The organism is Leptotrichia sp. oral taxon 221 (genome assembly GCF_018128245.1).
Lineage (GTDB): Bacteria > Fusobacteriota > Fusobacteriia > Fusobacteriales > Leptotrichiaceae > JABCPH02.
In genome coordinates this window covers 1,169,827-1,192,068 of the sequence record NZ_CP072378.1, presented here as the reverse complement: position 1 = coordinate 1,192,068, position 22,242 = coordinate 1,169,827, and the positions used below count along the sequence as shown (strand labels likewise).

At 27.9% G+C, this 22,242-nt stretch carries 22 protein-coding genes and 1 tRNA gene; all 23 read left to right on the top strand.

What is annotated here, in order from left to right; genetic code table 11:
- Positions 1–10: 10 nt before the first annotated feature.
- Positions 11–490, top strand: a complete 480-nt coding sequence (purE, locus tag J4863_RS05255; protein ID WP_147003913.1) for a 5-(carboxyamino)imidazole ribonucleotide mutase — start codon at positions 11–13, stop codon at positions 488–490.
- A 171-nt stretch (positions 491–661) separates the two neighbouring features.
- Positions 662–1,378 (top strand): phosphoribosylaminoimidazolesuccinocarboxamide synthase, encoded by a 717-nt coding sequence (gene purC, locus J4863_RS05250; RefSeq protein WP_178937971.1) that lies wholly within the window; start codon positions 662–664, stop codon positions 1,376–1,378.
- Positions 1,379–1,507: 129 nt separating this feature from the next.
- On the top strand, positions 1,508–2,959 hold the full coding sequence (purF, locus tag J4863_RS05245; RefSeq protein ID WP_211617752.1) for an amidophosphoribosyltransferase: 1,452 nt from the start codon (positions 1,508–1,510) through the stop codon (positions 2,957–2,959).
- A gap of 8 nt (positions 2,960–2,967) precedes the next feature.
- Positions 2,968–3,255, top strand: coding sequence for a YciI family protein (locus J4863_RS05240; protein WP_211617751.1), 288 nt, complete (start codon positions 2,968–2,970; stop codon positions 3,253–3,255).
- Positions 3,256–3,291: 36 nt separating this feature from the next.
- Complete coding sequence (gene purM / locus J4863_RS05235; RefSeq protein WP_211617750.1) at positions 3,292–4,290, top strand: phosphoribosylformylglycinamidine cyclo-ligase; 999 nt, start codon at positions 3,292–3,294, stop codon at positions 4,288–4,290.
- Positions 4,291–4,330: 40 nt separating this feature from the next.
- Entirely contained in the window at positions 4,331–4,924 is a 594-nt protein-coding gene (gene purN, locus J4863_RS05230; protein WP_211617749.1) for a phosphoribosylglycinamide formyltransferase, read from the top strand.
- A gap of 24 nt (positions 4,925–4,948) precedes the next feature.
- Positions 4,949–5,353, top strand: coding sequence for an antibiotic resistance protein VanZ (locus J4863_RS05225; RefSeq protein ID WP_211617748.1), 405 nt, complete (start codon positions 4,949–4,951; stop codon positions 5,351–5,353).
- Positions 5,354–5,364: 11 nt separating this feature from the next.
- On the top strand, positions 5,365–5,661 hold the full coding sequence (locus tag J4863_RS05220) for a hypothetical protein (RefSeq protein ID WP_211617747.1): 297 nt from the start codon (positions 5,365–5,367) through the stop codon (positions 5,659–5,661).
- The gene (purH, locus tag J4863_RS05215; protein ID WP_211617746.1) at positions 5,658–7,181 is read left to right on the top strand and encodes a bifunctional phosphoribosylaminoimidazolecarboxamide formyltransferase/IMP cyclohydrolase; all 1,524 of its coding nucleotides are present in this window, start codon (positions 5,658–5,660) and stop codon (positions 7,179–7,181) included. Before J4863_RS05220 ends, purH begins: the two co-directional genes overlap by 4 nt.
- Before the next feature lie 211 nt (positions 7,182–7,392).
- Positions 7,393–8,991, top strand: coding sequence for a subtype B tannase (locus tag J4863_RS05210; RefSeq protein WP_211617745.1), 1,599 nt, complete (start codon positions 7,393–7,395; stop codon positions 8,989–8,991).
- Positions 8,992–9,171: 180 nt separating this feature from the next.
- Positions 9,172–9,248 (top strand) — tRNA-Lys (locus J4863_RS05205).
- A gap of 309 nt (positions 9,249–9,557) precedes the next feature.
- The gene (locus tag J4863_RS05200) at positions 9,558–9,866 is read left to right on the top strand and encodes a DUF898 family protein (protein WP_211617744.1); all 309 of its coding nucleotides are present in this window, start codon (positions 9,558–9,560) and stop codon (positions 9,864–9,866) included.
- 74 nt (positions 9,867–9,940) lie between these two features.
- The gene (locus tag J4863_RS05195) at positions 9,941–11,587 is read left to right on the top strand and encodes a DKNYY domain-containing protein (protein WP_211617743.1); all 1,647 of its coding nucleotides are present in this window, start codon (positions 9,941–9,943) and stop codon (positions 11,585–11,587) included.
- 119 nt (positions 11,588–11,706) lie between these two features.
- On the top strand, positions 11,707–11,898 hold the full coding sequence (locus tag J4863_RS05190; RefSeq protein WP_211617742.1) for a type II toxin-antitoxin system HicA family toxin: 192 nt from the start codon (positions 11,707–11,709) through the stop codon (positions 11,896–11,898).
- Between the two features lie 35 nt (positions 11,899–11,933).
- A complete protein-coding gene (locus tag J4863_RS05185) occupies positions 11,934–12,374 on the top strand; it encodes a type II toxin-antitoxin system HicB family antitoxin (protein WP_211617741.1) in 441 nt (146 codons plus the stop codon).
- Positions 12,375–12,484: 110 nt separating this feature from the next.
- Positions 12,485–13,171, top strand: a complete 687-nt coding sequence (locus J4863_RS05180; RefSeq protein WP_211617740.1) for a hypothetical protein — start codon at positions 12,485–12,487, stop codon at positions 13,169–13,171.
- A gap of 366 nt (positions 13,172–13,537) precedes the next feature.
- Positions 13,538–14,635 carry an RNA-guided endonuclease TnpB family protein gene (locus J4863_RS05175; RefSeq protein ID WP_211617739.1) on the top strand — a complete coding sequence of 366 codons (1,098 nt, stop codon included), beginning with the start codon at positions 13,538–13,540 and terminating at the stop codon, positions 14,633–14,635.
- 147 nt (positions 14,636–14,782) lie between these two features.
- Positions 14,783–15,970 (top strand): YARHG domain-containing protein, encoded by a 1,188-nt coding sequence (locus tag J4863_RS05170; protein ID WP_211617738.1) that lies wholly within the window; start codon positions 14,783–14,785, stop codon positions 15,968–15,970.
- Positions 15,971–16,398: 428 nt separating this feature from the next.
- Entirely contained in the window at positions 16,399–17,511 is a 1,113-nt protein-coding gene (locus J4863_RS05165) for a hypothetical protein (RefSeq protein ID WP_211617737.1), read from the top strand.
- 384 nt (positions 17,512–17,895) lie between these two features.
- Positions 17,896–18,303: a hypothetical protein gene (locus tag J4863_RS05160; RefSeq protein ID WP_146964174.1), complete on the top strand. Its 408-nt coding sequence runs from the start codon at positions 17,896–17,898 to the stop codon at positions 18,301–18,303.
- 24 nt (positions 18,304–18,327) lie between these two features.
- On the top strand, positions 18,328–19,590 hold the full coding sequence (purD, locus tag J4863_RS05155) for a phosphoribosylamine--glycine ligase (RefSeq protein ID WP_211617736.1): 1,263 nt from the start codon (positions 18,328–18,330) through the stop codon (positions 19,588–19,590).
- 585 nt (positions 19,591–20,175) lie between these two features.
- Entirely contained in the window at positions 20,176–21,555 is a 1,380-nt protein-coding gene (locus tag J4863_RS05150) for a hypothetical protein (RefSeq protein ID WP_211617735.1), read from the top strand.
- A gap of 63 nt (positions 21,556–21,618) precedes the next feature.
- A complete protein-coding gene (locus J4863_RS05145; RefSeq protein ID WP_211617734.1) occupies positions 21,619–22,086 on the top strand; it encodes a hypothetical protein in 468 nt (155 codons plus the stop codon).
- Positions 22,087–22,242 lie beyond the last annotated feature (156 nt).

The following is a 22,242-nucleotide window of genomic DNA, read 5'->3' as shown; positions in this document are numbered from 1 at the left end:
AAAGTAGAAAATGAAAGTAGCAATATTTTTTGGAAGTCAGTCGGATACTGACAAAATGAGAGGTGCAGCAAATTGCTTGAGAGAATTTGGGATTGAGTTTGAGGCTTATGTATTGTCGGCTCACAGAGTTCCTGAAAAATTGGAAGAAGTTTTGGCTGATGTTGAAAAAAGAGGTGCAGAAGTGATTATTGCTGGTGCTGGACTTGCGGCACATTTACCTGGAGTTATTGCTTCAAAAACAATACTGCCAGTAGTTGGAGTTCCTTTAAATGGAGCACTTGAAGGATTGGACGCACTTTATTCGATTGTTCAAATGCCAAAATCTATTCCAGTAGCAACTGTTGGAATTAATAATTCATACAATTCAGGAATGTTAGCAGTGCAAATTCTTGCAATAAAATATCCTGAAATTAGAGAAAAATTGGTTACATTTAGAAAAGAAATGAAAGCTAAATTTATTGCTGATAATGAGAAAAAAGTTGAATTATAATTTGTAATAGACTTATTTGGAAGTTATATGTATTTATAATTTAATAAAACAAATATTTTGAAGCAAGAGGTATTGATATTGACCCCTTGTGGAAATAAAAAAAATTCTAGTTATTGAACAGTATAATATTTATTTGATATGATTTAAAAATAAAAAATGGAGGAAATAAAAATGGAAAAAAGAGAACAAATTTATGAAGGAAAAGCAAAATCAATTTTTGCAACAGATAATGCGGATGAAATAATTATGTATTTTAAAGATGATGCGACTGCATTTAATGGAGTAAAAAAAGATCAATTGGAAGATAAAGGAATTTTGAATAATAAAATTTCTACATTACTTTATGGATATTTGATTAAACACGGTGTAAAAACTCACTGGATTAAAACTTTGAATGAAAGAGAACAACTTTGTAAAAAAGTGGAAATTGTGCCTTTGGAAGTAATTATTAGAAATAGAGCAACTGGAAGTTTTGTAAAAAGATATGCGGCTGAAGAAGGAAAAATCTTTAAAAGACCTACTTTTGAATTGTCTTACAAAAATGATGATTTAGGAGATCCATTATTGAATGATGATCATGCTTTAGCATTAGAATTGGTTACTGAAGAAGAATTGGCTGAAATTAAAAAACAAACTTTCTTAATTAATGATTTGTTGTCTGCATTATTTGATAAAATGAACTTGATTTTAGTGGATTATAAAATTGAGTTTGGAAGAGATAAAGATGGAAATATTTTACTTGCAGATGAAATTAGTCCAGATTCAATGAGACTTTGGGATAAAGATACACTTAAAAAATTGGATAAAGATAGATTTAGACAAGATTTAGGAGACGTAATGGGTGCTTATCGTGAAGTTCTTCGTCGTATGGAAGAAGTTTTAAAATAAATTAAAAAAATAAATTTCTGAAATCATATATTAGCAAGGGGTCTTGACCCCTTGTCATTTAAATAAAATAAAAAATATTGATAAAGTATAAACTAAACTATTTATAACAAAAATGGAGGAAAACTACAAATGATTAAGAGCTTGAATGAAGAGTGTGGAGTTTTTGGAGTTTTTGGACACCACGAAGCGGCAAGACTTACTTATTATGGATTGCATAGTTTGCAACATAGAGGGCAAGAAGCGGCAGGAATTGTAGTAAGTGACGGTAAGCGTGTGAATGGTCATCGTGGGCCTGGACTTGTGTCGGAAGTATTTAATGATGATAGAATTTTTAACCGTTTACAAGGAAATTGTGCAATTGGGCATGTTAGATATGCGACTTCTGGAAGTAGTAGCAGTCGTAATATTCAGCCATTTTTGTTCCAATTTTTTGACGGAACTATCGCTTTGGCACACAACGGAAATTTGATTAATGCGAAAAAATTAAAAAGAGAATTGGAAAAACACGGTGCGATTTTTCATTCTACATCAGATACAGAAGTGTTGGTTCATTTGATTAGAAGAAGTAAAGAAAAAGATTTTTTGAGCCAATTGAAAGATGCGTTAAGACAAGTAAAAGGTGGATTTTCTTTCTTAGTTCAAACTCAGACAGAATTGTACGGTGCAGTTGACCCTTTTGAATTTCGTCCTTTAATTTTGGGGAAAACAAAAAATGGAGCGTATATTTTGGCGAGTGAAACTTGTGCGTTGGAAATTGTCGGAGCGGAATTTGTTAGAAATATTAGATCTGGAGAAGTTGTAATCATTGATAAAGATGGATACAGAATTGAAAAATATACTGACGATACTTCGACTGCGATTGCGGCGATGGAATATGTATATTTTGCAAGACCTGATTCGGATATTTCAGGAATAAATGTACATTCGGCTCGTAAAAGATGTGGAAGAAGATTGGCAAAGGAAGCACCTGTTGAAAATGCAGATATTATAATTGGAGTTCCAAATTCGTCATTGTCAGCAGCAAGTGGTTATGCAGAAGAAAGCGGAAAACCTTATGAAATGGGATTAATCAAAAACCAATATGTAGCAAGAACATTTATTCAGCCAACTCAGGAACTTAGAGAACAAGGTGTTAGAATGAAACTTTCTGCTGTAAAAGGTGTTGTAAAAGACAAAGTTGTAGTTATGATTGATGATTCAATAGTTCGTGGAACTACTTCAAGCCGTATTGTTCAGTTATTGAAGGAAGCTGGAGCAAAAGAAGTTCATGTAAGAATTGCATCACCAGAATTCAAGTTTCCTATTTTTTACGGAATTGATGTGTCAAATTCATCAGAATTGATTTCGGCAAATAAAACTGTTGAAGAAGTGAGAGATTACATTGGTGCAGATTCATTGGCTTTCTTGAGTATTGACGGATTAATTGATTCAATAGGACTTAATTTTGATGCACCATATACAGGACTTTGCATGGAATGTTTTAATGGAGATTATCCAGCTGGATTGGGAGATTACGAAGAAGAATTTTACACTTCATTGACACCAATTCAAAAAGAGGCTTTGAAAAAATTGAAAAAATAAGGTGAAAAATGTATATAGTAAGTTTAAATTATGTAAAAACAGTAAGTGAAGTTGAAAAATATTTAGAAGAACATATAAAATTTTTGGAAAAATATTATGAAATGGGAAAATTTATTTGTTCAGGAAGAAAAAATCCTAGAACAGGTGGTGTAATTTTGCTAAATGCAGAAAATTTAGAAGAAGTTAAGAAAATAATTTCAGAAGATCCGTTTAATATAAATGGAATTGCGGAATATGAAATTACGGAATTTTTCCCTACAAAATATGCAGAAGATTTTGCAAACTTTGTAAAATAAAAAGTAGAGATTTAATTTAAAACAGGAGGATAAAGAATGTCAATTTCTTATAAAGATTCAGGAGTAGATAAAGAAGAAGGATACAGAAGTGTTGAGAAAATAAAAGAAAGAGTAAAAGCAACTTATAACAAAAATGTTATGAACGAATTGGGAAGTTTTGGGGCTTTATACAAATTAGGAGAATACAAAAAACCAATTTTAGTGTCTGGAACTGATGGAGTTGGAACAAAATTAAAAGTTGCATTTGAAACAAATAAATACGATACAGTTGGAATTGACTGTGTTGCAATGTGTGTAAATGATATTTTGTGTCACGGAGCACAACCATTATTTTTCTTAGATTACCTAGCTTGTGGAAAATTGGACTCAAATGTTTCTTCTGAAATAATTAAAGGTGTTGTAGAAGGTTGTCTTCAAGGAGATTCAGCTTTAGTAGGTGGAGAAACTGCTGAAATGCCTGGATTTTATGCAGATGGAGAATATGACATTGCAGGATTTGCAGTTGGTGTAGTTGAAGAAGAAAAAATGGTTAATGGAAGTAAAGTTCAAGAAGGAGATGTAATTGTTGCAATTCCTTCAAGTGGAGCTCACAGTAACGGATTCTCATTATTAAGAAAATTATTCACTGATTTTAGCGAAGAATTCAATGGAAAAACAATTGGAGAACATTTATTGACACCAACAAAAATTTATGTAAAACCAATTCAAAAAGTTATGGAAAAAGTACAAGTGAACGGAATGGCTCACATAACAGGTGGAGGACTTATTGAAAATGTTCCAAGAACTATACCAGATGGACTTTGTGCAAACATCGAAAAAGCGAAAGTAAAAGTTCATCCATTATTCAAACACGAAACATTCTCAAGAGTTCCAGAAGAAGAAATGTGGGGAACATTCAACATGGGAGTTGGATTTGTTGTTATCGTAAATAAAAATGATGCTCAAACAGTTATTGATATTTTAGCTGAAAATGGAGAAGAAGCCTATGAATTAGGAACTATTGTTAAAGGTGACGAAAAAATTAATTTATATTAAAAATAAAGATGATAAAAATAAATTTAAAGAGAGTGAAAAAATGTCTAATAAAAATAAAAAAAGAATAGCAGTTTTAGTTTCTGGTGGAGGGTCGAACTTACAGTCAATTATTGACAACATTGAGCAAGGAAACTTAAATTGTGAAATTTCTTATGTAATTGCAGATAGAGAGTGCTATGGACTTAAAAGAGCAGAAAAACATGGCATAAAAAATGTTTTGCTTGACAGAAAAGTATTAAAAGAAAAATTGTCTGATGAAATTAGCAATGTTCTTGAAAATGATGACGAAAAGACAGATTATATCGTATTAGCAGGATATTTGTCGATTTTATCGCCAGAATTTATAAAAAAATGGTCAAGAAAAATTATAAATATCCATCCGTCATTGCTTCCAAAATTTGGTGGAAAGGGAATGTATGGAATGAATGTTCACAGAGCAGTTATCGAAGCAAAAGAAACTGAAAGTGGATGTACAATTCATTTTGTTGATACAGGAGTTGACACAGGAGAAATTATTTTACAAATAAAGGTGCCTGTACTTACTGATGACACGCCTGAAGTTTTACAGAAGAGAGTGCTTGAGAAGGAACATGTTTTACTGATTGAAGGGATTAAGAAGTTGCTTGAAAAATAGGATTAAAAAAGAAAAGGAGAGTAAATGTCAAAAATAATCGTACATGATAAATTTAAGTTTAGGTTATTTCCCAAAACTATTTGGATAGACAATGAAAAGAAGAAATTAAAGCCAAATTCAGAAATAATTTTTGAAACTAATGAAGATTATGTGATACTTTCAGAAAAAAAATCTAAAAAAAGAAAATTAGGATTAGATTTGGAAAATAAGGAAGAAGTTGTAGTAGAAATTAAATATAATTTTTTTATTTTATCTATAATGTTATCTATAATGTTTTTAGTTCCAATATTTTTTATAATAATAATTTTAATTTTTAATTTAGATGAAATAGATGCTAAGTCGTTAGGTACAGTTGATGGAACTTTTACTTATATTATGTTTAATATTATGTTTAAAAAAATAGAAAAATTTGAAATTGTTAGTAAGTGAAAGAGAGTTTCGTGAAAAGAAAATTTTTAATATTTGCAATGTTTTTATTTGCTTTTTCGATAGGATATGCTGCGAATGGAAATGAAGAATTTTTGAAAGGGAATAATTTTCTTGAGCAAAAAAAATATAAAGAGGCTGAGAAATATTTTTTTGAAGCATTAAAAAAAGGAAATCCAAATTCATATTCTTGTATGTCTGTAATTTTGTTTGATCAAGGAAGAAAAGAAGAATCAAAAAAAATGTTTGAAAAATATAAATTTGAAATAGAAAAGTTATCAAAAAATTTAAGAAAGGAAATTTTAAAATGAAAAAAAGAGCATTAATAAGCGTTTTTTATAAGACGGGAATTTTAGAATTTGCACAGTTTTTGGATAAAAAGGGTGTGGAAATTATTTCGACAGGAGGGACTTACAGATATTTGAAGGAAAATGGTCTTTCTGTAATTGATGTTTCAGAAGTTACGAATTTTAAAGAAATGCTGGATGGGAGAGTAAAAACTTTGCATCCAAATATTCATGGTGGAATTTTGGCGATTAGAGACAATAAAGAGCACATGGATACGATTGCAAAAGAAGGAATTGAAACAATTGATTATGTTGTTGTTAATCTTTATCCGTTCTTTAGAGAAGTTCAAACTGACAAAACTTTTGATGAAAAAATCGAATTTATTGATATAGGTGGACCTACAATGCTTCGTTCAGCCGCAAAATCATTTAAAGATGTAACAGTTATTTGCGAAACTGAAGATTATTCAGTAGTTATGGAAGAAATGGAAAAAGATGGAGAAGTTTCTTATGAAACTAAGAAAAGATTGGCTGGGAAAGTATTTAACTTGACATCAGCTTATGATGCGGCAATTTCTGCATTCTTGCTAGAAGAAGATTATCCTAAATATTTGAATGTTTCTTATGAGAAAAAATTTGACTTGAGATACGGGGAAAATCCTCATCAATCTTCAGCTTATTATGTTTCAACTACTGAAAATGGAAGCATGAAAGATATTAAGCAATTGAACGGAAAAGAATTATCATTTAACAATATTAGAGATATGGATATTGCTTGGAAAGTGGTTGGAGAATTTGATGGTCCAGCAGCTTGTGCGATAAAACACTCAACTCCTTGTGGTGTGGCTGTTGCAGATGATATTTTCACAGCGTACAAAAAAGCTCATGATTGTGACCCAGTATCGATTTTTGGTGGAATTGTGGCACTTAACAGAGAAGTTAATAAAGAAACTGCCGAAGAATTGAAAAAAATCTTCTTGGAAATCGTAATTGCACCTTCATTTACAGATGAAGCGTTGGAAATCTTGAAAACTAAGAAAAACTTGAGAGTTATCGAATGTAAAACTCCAAAACCACAAGATAAATTCGATTATGTAAAAGTTGATGGTGGAATTTTGGTTCAAGGAACAAATAATAAAATGATTGATGAAATGAATGTTGTTACTGAAAAACAACCTACTGAAAAAGAAAAAGCTGATATGGAATTAGGAATGAAAGTTGTAAAATATGTAAAATCAAATGCAATTGTAGTCGTTAAAGATGGAATGGCAATTGGTGTAGGAACTGGTCAAACTAACAGAATTTGGTCAACAGAACATGCATTGCAACATGCTCAGGAAAAAGTTGGAAAAGACTTGACAGGAGCAGTATTAGCTTCAGATGCTTTCTTCCCATTCAGAGATTGCGTAGATACAGCTGCAAAAACAGGAATTAAAGCGATTGTACAACCTGGTGGATCAATGAGAGATCAAGAATCTATCGATGCTTGTAACGAACATGGAATTACAATGGTATTTACTGGAATTAGACATTTTAAACATTAATTTTTTAACAGAAAAATAAGATTGAATGTGCTACACCAATGGTTTTAGAAATTGAAATTGGAGGTGTGGCATTTTTATTTATAATTTGAGTATAGGTATATTCTAAATAATAGATTTAAAATAGTAAAGAATAAATAAACTAATATTACTGAAATATGAATCTCATGAAGTATATGTTATAATGTCGCATAAAAAAATTAAAGGAGAAATTATGAAGAAAAAATTGATTGTAATGAGTTTATTAATTTCAGCTTTTTTAATGGCTACTGATAATGAAAAAGGATTAACAGATTCTAGCAAATATCAGAAAAGTTCTGAAGTAAATAAGAATGAAGATAAAAAGCCACAAATGGGAGCGCCTATGAATAAAAAAGTAATAACCGAAGATATGATAACAAATAAAACAGAAAATGGGTACAACTTAAATTTTGATGCAAATAAAAATTATACGACGAAAACAGCTATTGTTAACGGAAAAACTGTTACTTATCGTGCTTATGAAAATATAGTTTATGTAGCAAAACCAGTTGATATTGCATATGAAACTATAAATATCTATATTCCAGAAGAATATTTTAAAAATAAATCAGTTGGGAAATACAATGCAAAAACTGCACCAATATTTTTCCCAAATACAGTTGGAGGATATATGCCTGGAGCGGCTGGAGTGCCTGGAAATGGAAGAGATGGGAAACCTGATGCTTCATTAGTCGCCTTATCAAATGGATATGTCGTGGCAAGTCCTGGAACTAGAGGTAGAACTTTGGAAAAAGATGGGAAATATACTGGAAAAGCACCTGCTGTAATTGTAGATTTGAAAGCAGCTGTGAGATATTTGCGTTATAATGATAATAAAATGCCTGGTAGAGCTGACAGAATTATTTCTAACGGGACAAGTGCTGGAGGAGCAGTTTCAGCTCTGTTAGGTGCAACTGGGAATAGCAAGGATTACGAGCCTTATTTGAAGGAAATTGGAGCATTGAAGGCTAGAGATGATATTTACGCAGTTTCAGCTTATTGTCCAATAACTAATTTAGAAAATGCAAATACAGCGTATGAATGGATGTTTAATGATGTGAAAACATATAAAAAGATAGAAATTTCAATGCTAGATTACAATGTGGAAAGAAAATACACTGAAGGTATGTTGACTGATGATGAAATTTCACGTTCAAATGATTTGAAAAAAATGTTTCCTGATTATGTGAATAGTTTGAAATTGAAGGACAAAAACGGTAAACTTTTAATGTTGGATAAAGATGGAAATGGAAGTTTTAAAAATCAAATTAAGCAGTATTACATTGATTCTGCAAATGCGGCTTTGAAAAAAGGAACTGATTTATCAGAATTTGACTTTTTAACAATAAAAAATGGAAAAGTTGTAGATTTGGATTACAATAAATATATTGCTTACATGGGTAGACAAAAAACGCCTGGAGCCTTTGATAATGTGGATTTATCGACTGGAGAAAATAATGAATTTGGAGATGAAACTACAGATAATAAGCATTTTACAGAATATATGCTAGAACATTCGACAGTAAATGGAACAATGGCAGATAAGAAAATTATAAAAATGATGAATCCGATGAATTATATTGAAAATTCAAAAGTGAAATATTGGAGAATAAGACACGGTGCAGTTGACAAAGATACTTCACTTGCAATACCTGCGATACTTGCCATAAAATTGGAAAATCTTGGGAAAAAAGTTGATTTTTCATCTCCTTGGGCAACACCGCATTCGGGGGATTATGATCTAGATGAATTATTTAAATGGATGGATAAAGTTGTAGCTGAAGGGAAATAGAAATTAAAAAAATAAATAAAAATTTAATAAATAAATATCAGAAAAAAATCTCTCACTTTTATAATGCAAGTTGTTTATTTGTGAGAGATTTACAAATTTCTTTTTAGAAAAAATTTATAGAATCCTTGACAAAAGTGATAAATTATGATAATATAATTATGTTGATTAAAAGTTTTTTATGGGACCGTAGCTCAACTGGTCAGAGCAACCGACTCTTAATCGGTAGGTTGTGGGTTCGATCCCCACCGGTCCCACCATAAAGAACTTATAATAATACATTTACCTAGGTTAATGAAAAAACCCTGAAAGGTACTTGTTATAATACAAACAAAATGGCTAAACTAAGGCTGGATTTTTCCAGTCTTTTTTGTTATAATAATATCACGAGTTTGCCAACTCGTAGTATTATAACAAGGGGGTATTGAGATGTATGATTTCCTAGTATATTTAGTAATGTTTGTATATTTTATTTACAAAATAACTAGATAACGAAGATTTCACCTCTATCTCCAACCCTTAGGGGTATTTTTTTATATTAATAATAAAATATACTGTGAGGAGGAAACGTGGAAAATAGAAGTTATTTTGACGGAGGATTATTAAGTTATATTGGCTGGATTATTCTAGGAAGCCTAATAACATCATGTACATTAGGAATTTGTTTCCCATGGGCTTTGTGCATGATTTATGGTTGGAAAATAAATCACACTGTTATAGAAGGAAGAAGGCTGCAATTTAATGGAACTGCAGTAGGACTATTTGGAAATTGGATAAAATGGCTATTATTAATAGTGGTGACATTGGGAATATACAGTTTTTGGGTTCATATTAAATTGGAACAGTGGCGAGTTAAAAATACAACATTTTTAAATTAATTTTTGATAGAAGGCTGATTATTTCAGTCTTTTTGTATTTGTTAAATGATTTTTGATGAAGGAGAATGGTGTTTATGAAAAAATTTTTTAGGATGTTAGGATTAATTATTTTAATTGGAAATATTGGATTTGCAGAATATACGATTAAAGATGGTAAAGTTTATTGGGATGATGAACTTGTCGTGAAATATGTAAATGGGGTAGTCAGTCAGTACAATAAATTTTTACCTGATGTGGAAAGTTTTAAAATATTAAAAGATGGGTATGCAAGAGATAAAGGAACTATTTATTATGATGGAGAAACGGTGAAAAAACAAAATGGAGATAATGAAGTAGATATAAAAACATTTGAGATTTTGGAAAAAGGTGTGGCAAGAGATAAAAATACGGTTTATATTAATGGAATTGATTATCCCAATGTGGATGTAAATACAGTAAAAATTGTAAAATCTAAATATGATTTTATTAATTATGTGAAGGATAAAAACGGTATATATTGGATTGGAAGTCCTAATGTAGAAGCAAATCGTTATTATGATAAGGAAACTTTTGAAGATTTAGGAGATTTTTTTGCAAGAGATAAGAATTATATTTATTATTTTGAAAAGCCTTTAAAGTTTGTTGATAAAGCAAGTTTTAAAAGATTATCAAATAGCTATATATCAGATAAAAATGGAATTTATTATCTTGATAAGATAATTAAAGGAGCTGATAAAAATAGTTTTGAAATAATGGAATGGGATTATGCGAAAGATAGAAATAACATTTATTATGAGGATAAAAAAGTGTCAGGAGCAGATATTAACACATTTGAGGTAAAAGAGGATATTGTGAAAGATAAAAATAGCATTTATTCTAATGGGAAAAAGTTAGAGGGAGCAGATATCCAAACTTTTAGAAAGTTAAATGAATATTACGATATTGATAAAAATAATATATATTATAATTTAAATTCAAATTCGGATATAAAAAGAATAAAAAATACTGATGGAAATTTTAAAATAATTGAAGAAAAACTTATAAAAAATAAAGATGGTGTGTATTATTTGGGTGAAAAAATAAAAGAAATTGATCCAAATAGTTTTAAAATTATAAGAAAAAATAATTTAAAAAAAGATAATTCGTATTATGCAAAAGATAGTAAAAATGTATATTATATTCAATTAGATCCATCATATATTTTAGATACAGATAATACTTTAAAAAATGTTGTTAAAGTTTTGAAAGGTGCAAATCCTAATACATTTGAAGTGATAAATGATTATTACAGTAAAGATGATAAAAATATATTTTATATAAGCTGGATTGTTGAAAAAGAGCCTTTGATAAAAGGAGCTGATATAAAAACATTTGAAGTATTGAATAATGATTTTTCAAAAGATAAGGATAATGTATATTTTGAAGCTGATAGAAAAGAAGATTTAGATTCTAAAAGTTTTAAAATTTTGAATTTAAATAGTCAAAATAGGAATGGTTATTATTTAGAAGATAAAAATGGAATTTATTTTCTAAAAATAGATGATATTGGTAATTATTTCAATAAAGTTACTGATAAGGGTAAATTTTTGAATGATTTCTATATCAAGGGTAATGATTATGTATATTGTAATGAAGATGTATTGAATGATGCAGATTCAAATACATTTAAAGTGGTGGACGAGCATAGTTCACGGGCTGAGGATAAAAATCATAAATATGAGTATTGTAAAATAATTAAATAAAAATTGGAATTTATTCAGAGATATTTTTTGATAATAAATATTTAAAATTTGAATAATAATAGATAAAAAAATTGACTTTATGCGTATTTTGATGTATAATAGGTTTGAGGTGATTAGGAATGCCTATGAATTCTAAAGAAATGATTCGGTTTTTGAAGAGAAATGGTTTTGTCGAAATAAAAGGCGGAAAAGGTTCTTACAGAAGATTGAAAAATTTCGCAACCGGTAAGGTAACCGAAGTGCCTTGTCATAGTAAGGAATTAGGGAAAATACTTGAAAAAGTAATTCTAAAAGAAGCAGGATTAAAATAATCCTGTTCCTTACTTTGAGATCAAAGGAGGTAAATATGTTTGTTGTTTATCCAGCAATTTTTATAAAAGAAAAAGAAAGTTATACAGTTCTGTTTCCTGATTTTGGAGGAGCGACTTGTGGAAAAAGTATAGAAGATGCTTATTATATGTCAACGGATTATTTAGGAATGAACTTATTAGATTATTATAAGGGAAATAAAGAATTTCCTAAAGCAACAAGTTTGGAAGGATTAAATATAAAGTTATATATTAAAGAGCTATTTGATGATGAAAAAGAAGTTGAAGAAGCACTTAAAAATTCTTTCAAATCGTTAGTAGGATTGGATTTTCAAAAATATTTAAAAGAAGTAAATGTAAAATCGATTAGAAAAAATGTAACTATTCCTAGTTGGCTTAATGAAGTTGCAAAAAGAAATAATATAAATTTTTCAAAAGTTTTACAGGAAGCATTGGAAAGGGAATTAGAAATAGATTAAAATAAATATTGTATAAATCACGGTTATTAATTTTGCTGTGATTTTTTTTAAAGAGAATGTGGTATAATTTAAATGAGATTAAATTTTAAAATAGAGAGAGGGAGAATGGTATGAGAAAGTTTAAAATTTTATTTTTAATGTTATTAGGGATATTTGGATTAAATTCTTGTGTTGCATTAGGAGTGGCAGCTGGTGTGGGATATGCAGTACCGTGGGTTGTAGCAATTTCATGTAGTGAGTTTGGAGTATGTTCTGAACCAAAGTCTAGGACTCCAAAACAAATTGAAAGAGATGAAAAACTAAAATTGAAAAAAGAAATAGAGGAAAAAAATTATATTCAGAATACAATTTTGAGTAAAAGAAAAAATAAAGAAATTTTTGAAAATATTTCAATATTGATGCCTGAAAAACTTGAGTTTAGAAAAGTAAAAGAGCCTAGAGAATATGAGTACAGTAATGTAATTTCAGAATTATATGACAAAGAAAAGAAAAATTTATTTTTACAAAGATTGTTTATAGTTGAAAAAGATAAAAAAGACTTTGAAAAAATAATTAATGATGGGAAAGATGAAAAATATAAAGAATATTATGAAAAAGAAAAAGCCGAATACAAATTAAGATTATTATCAACTGATGTAGAAAAAATAGGAGAAAATGCGTATAAAATTACTGAAAAACTTGAAATGTCAAATGAACCAATAGTTAAAATAACATATGTTAAAATACTAAAAGAAGGTGTCTATGTTATTGGAAATGAAAATTCAAAAGATATCTTTTTAGCATTATTTGGAAAATAAAATATTGAGTAATAAAAAAATTACTGAAGCAAAAAATTTTTTAGACTTTTTAAACAATATTTAATTACTGTTTCTTTTTAAAATTTAAAGTTATAAAAATATTCTAATTTTTTTCAATTTTCTTAAAAATAAGAATAATATATTGGATAAAAATTAAAAATAAGGTATAATTTTAACAAAAAGATAGCAAGAAGTCTCCGACTTCTATAAGTGGGAGATGAATTGCTTTTTTTGTAAAAAAAATTGAAAAAAGGATACTCTTATGATACAATTTTTGTATAAAATATCGAAGAGAAATCATTAATGATAAAATCTCTAAAGGAATAATTAAAAAATATATTCAAAATTAAAAGGAGGTGTAATTTCATGAAATATAATTTAGCATTCAAATATAGGATTTATCCAAATAAAGATCAAGAATTGTTGATAAACAAGACTTTTGGATGTGTTCGTTTTGTTTACAATACGATTTTGTACACTGCGAATAAATTTTATGAAGAAACTGGAAAAAATAAAATAATTACACCTGCCAGTTTGAAAAGTGAAAATCAATTTCTAAAAGAAGTAGACAGTCTAGCACTTTCAAATGCCCAATTGAATGTAAAACGATCGTTTACGAATTTCTTTCAAAAGAGGGCAAAATTTCCAAGATTCAAATCTAAAAAGAATAATGTTAAAAGTTACACGACAAATTGTGTGAATAATTCGATACGAATTGAGGAAAACAAATATTTGATTTTGCCAAAATTGAAAAAAGTTAAATTAAAATATCATAGAGAAATACCGAAGGATTACAAGATAAAGTCAGTAACATTGATAAACAGTAATGGAAATTACTATGTTTCTATTTTGACGGAATTTGGAAAGGAAATTCAAAAGGTAGCTAGTAATGATAAAGTAATTGGACTTGATTTTTCAATGTCTGAATTATTTATTAGTTCTGAAAACCAAAGAGCTGATTATCCAAGATATTTTAGGATGTTGGAAGAAGAATTGAAAAAATTACAGAAATCATTATCGAGAAAAGTGAAGTTTTCTAAAAATTGGTATAAGCAAAAAATGAAAATATCAAAGTTGCATGAGTATATCAAAAATTGCCGAAGAGATTTTTTGCATAAATTATCGAAAAAATTGTCTGAAGATTATAATGCTGTGGTTGTTGAGGATTTGAATATGAAAGGGATGAGCCAGGCATTAAATTTTGGGAAAAGTGTAGGAGATAATGGGTGGGGAATGTTTTTGAGAATGCTTGAGTATAAACTGATGTTTTTAGGGAAACAATTTTTGAAGATAGATAAGTGGTTTCCGTCATCGAAAACTTGTAGTAGATGTGGAAATGTTAAAGATGAACTGAAATTATCAGAAAGAAGTTATAAATGTGAGTGCTGTGGAATTGAGATTGATAGGGATTATAATGCGGCACTGAATATAAAAAACATTGGAAAAGAGATTTTGAAATATTAGGAAATAAAAAGACAGGGTAGGAACTACCCAAAGAGCTTGGTAAATATATTTGGCTAGCAAAAGCAGATACTTCCCAAGAAGCTCCCGCTTCTAAAAGCGGGAGTAGTTCACTGAAATATAAAAATAAAAGAAAGAGAGTTGGTAGTCATGAAAAAAATCAGAATACTGCTATTATTTGCTCTAGTTATGATTTTTGGTGCGAACTTATTGGCGAATGACTGGGAATTTGGGTCGGAAGGTGGGCATATTGTGCCGATGAATGTGTCGAATGTTTCGATAAAGAGTGAAAAGCTTCGTTTTAAATTGGAAAAATTTAGGTCGGAGTATGGGACGATAGACAATGAAATGGTGGTAACTGTCAGATTTGTGTTTGATAGTCCTGAAGCTGGGGAGAGATATATTGGATTTATTACGCCTGAAGGTGGGAATGAAGCATGGGATGAAAGAGATCATTTCAAGGATTTTAAGACTTCTGTCAATGGACAAAGTGTGAGTACAAAAGCATATAGATTGACTGATTTTGCACCGAAAGATGTAAAACAACTGGAAGAAGTTAAAAAATATTTTAAGGAATATGATGAAGAAAAGATACTAAAAGAATATGAATATTACAAAAAGAGTTATGTTTACTATTTTAAGGCTAATTTTAAAAAGGGAGAAAATGTAGTTGAGCACAGTTATCATTATGATGGAAGTAGCGGTGTTGGAACCGTTGATTTCAACTATGTTTGGTCGACTATTTCAAAATGGAAAAATCAGAAGGTGGATGATTTTGAAGTGATTGTTGAGCCAGGAGATGCTCTTATTGCGATGCCTGTGGTAAAAACAAAAGATGGGAAAGAAATAAAATGGCAATTGGCTGGAGAAGGAAATGTTGATTATGCTTACAAAGAAAACTATGAAACAAATGAGCCATACAAAGTTCTTTATGCAAAATTAAAAAAAGGTTATTTATATTTTAAAACAAATAATTTCAAGCCTAAAGAAGAATTTGAATTGACAGAAATAAAAGGTTTGAGAGTTAATTATGTATTTCCTGATAAAACGGAAAAAGGTTTTAAATTTAAAGATGATTTGACAGACGATGCCTATGCGATAAAATATCTAGATAAAGATGAAATAAAAGATATTTCAGATGAAAAATTGAAAATAATGAGAAATTATCCTTATGCGATGGCAGGTTATGATTTTTCAGACAAAAAATTGAAAGACTATTTTTCAAAATTTTTGTGGTATGTGCCAACTGGAAAAGATGTGAAATTGGGAGAAGCTGATTATGAGTATGTTAAAGATGTGGATAAAGTTATAAATGATAGAAAGAATGGAAGTAGATAATTTGAAGATAGAAAAAGGTTACGGGATTTTATTGTAGCCTTTTTTATTTTTGTAAAGAATGTTATAATGTAAGGAAAATAAAGTAGGAGAAATGAAATAAATTGGATATTAAAGTTAAATTGAGTAAAAATATGAAAGAGTATGTAGAGAAAATAAGGGAAAAGGCTTTGAGCGAAAATAGAACAGAATATGAGAATGCACTTTGACAAATAGTGAAAAATTTAGAATATATTGATGGGGGTATTTATGTGAATAGATAAAGAACATAGTTTGAAAAATATTATTTTGATATCTCAAAAGACATTAAATACGGAATTTAAGCCTAAGATGGAAATATTTATGTTTTTTGAAAATAAATGTTGGTTAGTGGATTGTCCACAACATTTGGTAATTGATGAGGATTGAAGAAATACGAAAGGAATAAAATTATGAAACAAACACAAAAAGAATGGGCGAGATATATTCAGGATGAAATCCAAAAAAATGATAGTTACGATAATTATAAGCATGCATTTATTGAATATAAGGATTATTTGGAGAAATGTCTTTTAGAAAATCCCAAAAATGTGGAAGTTGTTTGTCAATTAGCGGCAGTTTATAATGAATTAAATTATCAATGGGATGATATTTATAAATTATTGAATGAATTTATTAAAAAATATGAAAATGAATTGACTGATGAGGAAAAATCACGGATTTATACTAATTTAGGTTTTTATTATGATGATCAGAGATATGGCAGTAAGAGATCAATTAGAACTTTGAGAAAGGCTGTTGCATTTAATCCAAATAATTCTAAGGCTTATTATGGGCTTGGGGCGGATTATTATGGTGCTGGGAAATATGATAAGTCGGAAGAAATGTATAAAAGAGCTTGTGAATTAGAAAATAATCCAATTTATAAGTTTGAATATGCAAATTTGCTGATGATTAATGGAAAATATAAAGAGGCGAAAATAATTTTAGAAGAATTAATAAAAAAAGATTTTGAATTTGAAAAAGAAGATTTTGCTAAGATAAAGTATATTTATATTGCGAATAAGGTTCAGTTGAAGGAATTTGTAAATATTGAGGCTCAAATTGATGAATTAATGTTAGAAAATATTGATAATGATTATTTTTTTGGTAGTGATTTAGAAAGTCTGTATTATTTATCTGAGAATTATAAAAAACTTGTAGAAATTTATTTAAAAATAGACGCTCAAAAGGATTGCCAAGTACCATATGAAGAACTACCAATTTATTTTTATTCATTAAAACGATTAGATAAATTTGATAAATTAGAAAAATCTTTTGAGAAAGCATTGAAATTTAAAAATGAAGAAATAGAAGATGTTAAAAATGGAGAATTTAAAAGAGAGTGGACAAAATCTGAGAAAAAAGAAGAAATTAGGGAGATAAAAAGACAAATAAAGAATTTGAAGGTAGAATATGAAAAAATATTGAAAACAGATTATAAACCAGAAGTGGAAATTTATCCTAAATTTTTGTATGACTGTTTTTTGATAGATTGTCCAAGGCATCAAAAATTAGATAAATAAAGTTTTTAATTTTAGAATGGAATATTTGAAATTAGAAAACAAAGAATTTTATAAAATTAATGTTTTTTATTGATTTGGGTATAATTTTTATGATATGATAAATTTATAGTATCTTGCAATTTGCTTTGAAGTGTATATAGAACAATACCAAAAGCATAAAAAATAAGCCCCAATAACAAAGGGCTTTGACTATTATTGAATTTGATTACGATGGTAGTATAGCATATTTAAAATAAAGTCAATAGCTAATTAAAAAGATTTGAATGATTTTAAATGAAGATAAATAATAATGTAAAATAATGATGTAATATTATAAAAAAATATGATAAAATATAAATAACAATATGAAAAAAATACAAGGTATAATTATATTTAGGAGGAAAAATGGGAAATTGGATAATACCAGCAAATTCTAAAAGATATAATTTTTTTAGTGCTTTTAACAATAATAGTTTTATAGATTGGACAAAAAAGGCAAAGTATGAAGAAGGAGATATTGTTTATCTTTATTGTACAAAACCTCAACAAAAAATAATGTATAAAACAGTTATAGATAAAATTTTTAATTCTTCTAATCGTGAAGTGAATGATAGAAAATATTGGATTAACAAAAATGAATTTGATGAAAGTGAAAATGAAAAAAAAGATTTCATAAGATTAAAATTATTAAAATATATAGATGATGAAAATTTATTTTTGGATAATCTTAAAGATAATGGACTAAAAACAGCACCACAAGGTCCTTTAAGAGTTAATGAAAAGCTTTTAAGTTATATAGAAAAATATATATAAAATATTCAAGGAGGAGACAAGGAAATGAAAGTATTAATCGTAGGAGCAGGTGGAAGAGAACATGCAATTGCTTGGAAAATATCTCAAAATGAAAAGGTAGAGAAAATATTTATAGCACCAGGAAATGCAGGAGCTGAGTTGTTGCCAAAAGCTGAAAATGTGAATTTATCGAATAATATAGACGAGTATGTTAAATTTGCTAAGGAAAATAATATTGATTTGACATTTGTTGGAAGTGAAGAATTATTAGTAGCTGGTATTGTTGATGAATTTCATAAAAATGGATTGAAAATTTTTGGGCCTAATAAACAAGCGGCAATTCTTGAAGGAAGCAAGGCTTATTCTAAAGATTTTATGAAAAAATATGGGATAAAAACTGCTGTTTATGAAATTTTTGATAATGCTGAAAAAGCAAAAGAATTTTTGAATAATTGGAAAGATTTTCCTGTAGTTGTAAAAGCTAGTGGTCTTGCGGCTGGGAAAGGTGTAATTATTGCTCAAAATCTTGATGAGGCGATAAAAGCAGTTGACGATATAATGATTGATGAAAAATTTGGAGATGCTGGAAATCAAGTTGTAATTGAAGAATTTTTGGATGGAGTAGAAGCTTCAATACTTTCATTTACAGATAGTAAAGTTATTGTACCATTGTTATCAGCAAAAGATCACAAAAAAATTGGAGAGAATGAAACTGGATTAAATACAGGTGGAATGGGAGTTATAAGTCCTAATCCTTATGTGACAGATGAAGTTTTTGAAAGTTTTAAAAATGACATTATGAATCCAACTTTAAAGGGAATGCAAGCTGAAGGAATGGATTTTGAAGGTGTAATTTTCTTTGGACTAATGATTACGGCAAAAGGTGTTTACTTGCTTGAATACAATATGAGATTGGGAGATCCTGAAACTCAAGCAGTTCTACCATTGTTGGAAAATGATTTGTTAGAATTGGTAGAATATTCATTTGACAAAAAATTATCGGAATTAAATGTTACTTGGAAACCACTTCATGCTTGTTGTGTTGTAGGAGCTGCAGGAGGATATCCAGAAACTTACAGAAAAGGTGATGTTATAACTGGAATTGAAAATGCTTCAGATAATGAATTGGTATTTATCGCAGGAGCTAAATTTGAAGATGGAAAATTCAAGACTAATGGTGGAAGAGTATTGAATGCCGTTGCATTTGGAAAGACATTGGATGAAGCTAAGGAAAATGCTTATAAATTATTAAATAAAATTAAATTTGATGGAATGTATTTTAGAAAGGATATTGGGAATATCAAATAGTAAAAAAGTGTAATTTATATTTTTTATTTGTAAGAAAAATTTTAATATATATTTATCAAGTCAAAAAATTAAAATTGAATCGAGAAAAGGAAACTCAAATAATAGAAATAAGAATTTTTGTAAATTCAAATCTATTGTTTGAGTTTTTTTTGAAAAATGAAAAAAATTATACTTTTATATTTGAATCTATTTAAAATCAAACTATTAAAATTGTATAACTTTAGGTTTCAAGTAAACAAGCATAGCTTTTAAGTTCGATTTTAAAGCGGTTTTACTATAAATAAAAAAATTAATAATACTTGAACCTATTTAAAATTAAACTACTAAAAATTATATAAATTTAGGAATTGAATAAAATAGGCACAGCTTTTAAGTTCACTTTTAAAGTAATTTTACTATAATTCTATAAAGAAATTTGTATATTTATTTTCACATAAAAGTAATTTTTTAAAATTTATTTTTTTATAGTGTATAAAACCCTTTAAAAATAGTATTTTTCAAAATAAAACAGTTTAATTTAGCAATCTAGTAATAAAAAATTTAAGTTGTTATGATTTACTCAAATATTATTGAGGAGAGTCTAAATTGCTAAATTATAGTTACAAAGAAGTTAATTTATTTTATTTGATTACTAGTGCAAAGATTTTTGAAAAAGAAGCGATAGAGTTGTATTTTGATAAAAAAATTAATTTCAAGTATACGATTAGAAAATTAAACGATTTGATAAAAATTACAGGAAATGAGGGGAAAATACGTTATAAAGGTAATTATGTTTATTATTTGAGTGAATTTAAAGTAAATCATAAAAATATGAAAAGGATATTTATATTTAATGCTTTAACGAGACAAAAAATGATAAAATTGATGATTATTTTAAATAAAAGGAAATTTTCTATATATCGTTTTGAAAAAATAAGAAGTGAATTTGAAAGAAAGCATATAAAAAAAGATTTGCAAGTAGTTTTAAGTGAGATAAAAATAGATTACTCTGAGTATATTAGTTTGGATTCAGAAAATGCACTTAATTTAGTGATTAGTAAAATTGAAAATTTTAGTGATAGACGTCAAAAATATTTAAAAGAACAATTACTAAAAATTTATGAGAAATTTTATTCAAATAGTGAAACATTACTGGAAAGAGCATTTATTGAAGTTATAAAAAAGGAGCTTGGAATCAAAAGAATAAAGAGGATTAGTAATTTGTTATTCGATTTTTTAGAAGGAAACTTTAAAAAATTATCTAGAAATGAAATTTATGATTTCTTTTCATATTTTTTAATTAATTTGAAAGATGAAAAAGCTAATAAAAATGGGACGATTACTCGAAAAGACAGGGAATTAAAAAGAATGGAAAAGTATAGGAATTTCGATCATATTTTGGAAGAGATTTCCTATATAGAGAAAATTAAAATTACAAATTTTTTTAGACTGAAACTTTTTAAAATGTTGTTGAGAAAACAAATCAGAGATGAAAGAGAATTTTTAAAAAGTGATGAAAATGTAAGTCTAAACGTTATGAAAGATAACAATGGGGACAGTGAAAAAGAAGTAGCAGATATAATTTTAGATTATCAAATTTTAAAATATTCAAATCAAATAAAAGAAACAAATTATATTCAAAAGAAAGCAGGGGAAGATAGGAACATCTTGGTTTTGTTAGACATTGAAAAAAGTAATGTCCAGAAATATCTTAAAGGCATTTTGGATAATTTTAATTTTGAAGAAAATATAAATATTCAATTTTTAAATAAGAAAAATAGGAAATTGAAAAAGAATATGGGAGATAATTATAGTAAAGTTTTGATAATTAGTAGTTCAGAGATTATTAATTTAATTGATAATGAATCAACTATTCCAATTTACTTTTTAAAAATTTTGAATACAAATAAAAGGGATGAGAAAGCGAATGTATTGTTTCAGATAGAAAGAATAAAATCAGAAATGGAATTTTTTAGTAACTTATGATTTAGGAAAAGACTGCTCAATAATTATTCACAAAAATTGAGTTAAAGGGAGAAGGGAACAAAAATGCTAAAAAGAATCGAGTATTTAAATGAGGGGATAACAAACTTAAGAAGTTTGAAAAAATACATCAATAATGAGATTTTATTGATAAAAGATGAAGAAAATACAGAAGATGAATTTGTAATTCAAGAAAGTGAAAGCGAATATTTTTGTAAAGATGATTTGGTGAATATAAATTTAGGTGGATTGAATTTTGTGGTTTATTTTTTGTATGAGAAAGGAAGAGATGATAAAAGTAAAGAAGTGATTATTCTTAGAACACATGATTCGATAAGGTGTGGAAAAATTAAGATTAATGATAAGATTTCATCATTTTTTAGCAAACTTTATTTTTTAGTATTTACTGAAAGAAATAAAAAAGAATTTGCATTTGAAAGATTGTTGGATGAAATTATTGAGAACAGGGAGGAATATTTACAACTGGAATATAATGTGGTGGTTGATGACTTGGAAGATAAAGAAATCGGCTAACTAAGTAAAATTGCTTTTTATATCAAAATGAACATTAAATATACATAATTAATGATAAAACTCTAAATTTTTAAACTATATTTTAAATATAATTTAATATTTAGAGTTTTTTAAGTTGTAAAAAATTTATAAAAGTGCTATAATTAAAAGCGAAAT

What these genes read in the sequence shown, in the direction of transcription:
- purM (WP_211617750.1), top strand. Translation starts at nt 3,292, where the DNA reads ATGTCAATTTCTTATAAAGATTCAGGAGTAGATAAAGAAGAAGGATAC.
- J4863_RS05190 (WP_211617742.1), top strand. Translation starts at nt 11,707, where the DNA reads ATGCCTATGAATTCTAAAGAAATGATTCGGTTTTTGAAGAGAAATGGT.
- purF (WP_211617752.1), top strand. Translation starts at nt 1,508, where the DNA reads ATGATTAAGAGCTTGAATGAAGAGTGTGGAGTTTTTGGAGTTTTTGGA.
- purD (WP_211617736.1), top strand. Translation starts at nt 18,328, where the DNA reads ATGAAAGTATTAATCGTAGGAGCAGGTGGAAGAGAACATGCAATTGCT.
- J4863_RS05180 (WP_211617740.1), top strand. Translation starts at nt 12,485, where the DNA reads ATGAGAAAGTTTAAAATTTTATTTTTAATGTTATTAGGGATATTTGGA.
- purH (WP_211617746.1), top strand. Translation starts at nt 5,658, where the DNA reads ATGAAAAAAAGAGCATTAATAAGCGTTTTTTATAAGACGGGAATTTTA.
- J4863_RS05165 (WP_211617737.1), top strand. Translation starts at nt 16,399, where the DNA reads ATGAAACAAACACAAAAAGAATGGGCGAGATATATTCAGGATGAAATC.
- purC (WP_178937971.1), top strand. Translation starts at nt 662, where the DNA reads ATGGAAAAAAGAGAACAAATTTATGAAGGAAAAGCAAAATCAATTTTT.
- J4863_RS05170 (WP_211617738.1), top strand. Translation starts at nt 14,783, where the DNA reads ATGAAAAAAATCAGAATACTGCTATTATTTGCTCTAGTTATGATTTTT.
- J4863_RS05160 (WP_146964174.1), top strand. Translation starts at nt 17,896, where the DNA reads ATGGGAAATTGGATAATACCAGCAAATTCTAAAAGATATAATTTTTTT.
- J4863_RS05210 (WP_211617745.1), top strand. Translation starts at nt 7,393, where the DNA reads ATGAAGAAAAAATTGATTGTAATGAGTTTATTAATTTCAGCTTTTTTA.
- J4863_RS05225 (WP_211617748.1), top strand. Translation starts at nt 4,949, where the DNA reads ATGTCAAAAATAATCGTACATGATAAATTTAAGTTTAGGTTATTTCCC.
- J4863_RS05175 (WP_211617739.1), top strand. Translation starts at nt 13,538, where the DNA reads ATGAAATATAATTTAGCATTCAAATATAGGATTTATCCAAATAAAGAT.
- J4863_RS05195 (WP_211617743.1), top strand. Translation starts at nt 9,941, where the DNA reads ATGAAAAAATTTTTTAGGATGTTAGGATTAATTATTTTAATTGGAAAT.
- purE (WP_147003913.1), top strand. Translation starts at nt 11, where the DNA reads ATGAAAGTAGCAATATTTTTTGGAAGTCAGTCGGATACTGACAAAATG.
- J4863_RS05240 (WP_211617751.1), top strand. Translation starts at nt 2,968, where the DNA reads ATGTATATAGTAAGTTTAAATTATGTAAAAACAGTAAGTGAAGTTGAA.
- J4863_RS05145 (WP_211617734.1), top strand. Translation starts at nt 21,619, where the DNA reads ATGCTAAAAAGAATCGAGTATTTAAATGAGGGGATAACAAACTTAAGA.
- purN (WP_211617749.1), top strand. Translation starts at nt 4,331, where the DNA reads ATGTCTAATAAAAATAAAAAAAGAATAGCAGTTTTAGTTTCTGGTGGA.
- J4863_RS05185 (WP_211617741.1), top strand. Translation starts at nt 11,934, where the DNA reads ATGTTTGTTGTTTATCCAGCAATTTTTATAAAAGAAAAAGAAAGTTAT.